Raw genomic sequence first — 1762 nt, forward strand, 5'->3', positions numbered from 1 at the left:
TGCGACAGAAAATACAGTCTTCCTTATGAATGAGAAAAAGCAATTGACTAACCCACTCTTCCAGGAAGAGAACAAGATCAATTTAAGAACGAGTGATCCTAGGCTCGTTGTATTGGCTAAGGAAACAACTCTAAGTCCAGCCAATCTATCAAAAATTATGCTTTTTAGTCGCCTCCATCATTCAGTTGAGTTTACGGCACATGATTTAGAAATCTTTTTGAAGGTCAGCCGCAGGACTACCGAAAGGATACTAAAGAAGCTGTTGAACAAAGGTTATGCATCCATTGTTGGGGAAGAAATGACGTACCAGCAAGGACGCCCGCGAGCGATTTATGAATTTAATTTTCCTACCTACCAATAACTAGTCTTTTTATCATTATTCGATTATGAAACCTATAAAAAAGAAAGAAAGTTCAGCTAGACACTGAACTTTCTTTTTTTACGCTTCGGCAATCTCTCTGTTTAAAATTTCTTGCTTTTCTTCCTCTGTAATTTTAACAATAGAGAATCCTACTGCAGCATAGATAATAGATAAAATTGGCACTGTAAAGTTTAATATAGCATAGGGAGCATATTCAAAAGCCCCTACTCCTAGTGTTGCCAGTATGAACACACCACATGTATTCCAAGGGATGAACACCGAAGTCAGCGTTCCTCCATCCTCTAAAGCTCTTGATAAGTTTTTAGAGTGAAGCCCCATATTCGTATATGCTTTAGAAAACATTCTCGCTGGCACAACGATAGAGATATACTGCTCTGAACAAGTTGCATTTGTTGTAAAGCAAGCTAATATAGTAGCAGCTACCATTGAAAATGCAGTCTTTGCTAGCTTTAATATCTGATTCATAATAGATTGAAGCATGCCTGAAAATTCAAGAATTCCACCAAATGTCATCGCCACAATGGTCATCGACACGGTATACATCATAGAATCCAATCCACCACGATTAAATAGTTCATCCACCATTGTGTTACCTGTTTCAATCACAAATCCACTTTGAAGAGCGCTAACAGCTGATGCTACGTTGCCCCCTTGTACAAAAATTTGAGAAAGGAATCCTAGTAAAATACCAACTATTAAAGCTGGTATAGCTGGCACCTTTAAAGCAACCAATACAATTACTGCTAACGGGATTAACAGTAACCATGGAGATATTACAAAGCTTTGATCAAGCACACCTATTGTTTGCTGTATGCTCTCCTGATCAATACTGCTATTTTTATATTTCATTCCTAACAGACCGTAAGCTACTAACGCAATAACCGCTGCTGGTATAGTTGTATAAAACATATGTCGGATATGTACGAACAAATCTGTCCCTGTAAGACCAGCTGCAAGATTGGTAGTATCAGAAAGTGGTGACATTTTGTCTCCAAAATAAGCTCCAGAAATAACTGCACCAGCAATCATAGCAGCTGGAATCCCCATGCTTAAACCAATCCCCATACCTGCAACCCCGATAGTCCCCATCGTAGACCAGGAGCTACCAATGGCAAGAGAAACAATCATACAAATCACACAAATTGTTACTAAGAAGAAGGACGGAGTAATGATTTTTAGTCCAAAATAAATCATGGTTGCTACTACCCCTCCACCTATCCATGCCCCAATAATAAGGCCAACCAAAATAATGATGACTACAGCTGGAAGCGCAAGTTTAATCCCCTTATACATCATTTCTTCGATATCATTCCATTTAAAGCCATGCTTCCAAGCTACCAAAGCTGCTACAATTGTACCAACTATTAGCGGAATGTGAGG

The 1762-nt window shown here is 38.9% G+C and carries 1 protein-coding gene and 1 pseudogene; one reads left to right on the top strand and one right to left on the bottom strand.

The genetic code is table 11. The features are described from left to right. A pseudogene (locus AC06OU_RS12085) lies at nt 1-361 on the top strand (hypothetical protein); the annotation flags it as partial. A 78-nt stretch (nt 362-439) separates the two neighbouring features. Here AC06OU_RS12085 and nhaC read toward each other — a convergent pair. Beyond that, nucleotides 440-1762 (bottom strand): Na+/H+ antiporter NhaC (gene nhaC / locus AC06OU_RS12090; protein ID WP_475856054.1); only part of this gene is annotated, 1323 nt, incomplete at its 5' end.

This window comes from Psychrobacillus sp. (genome assembly GCF_056205495.1).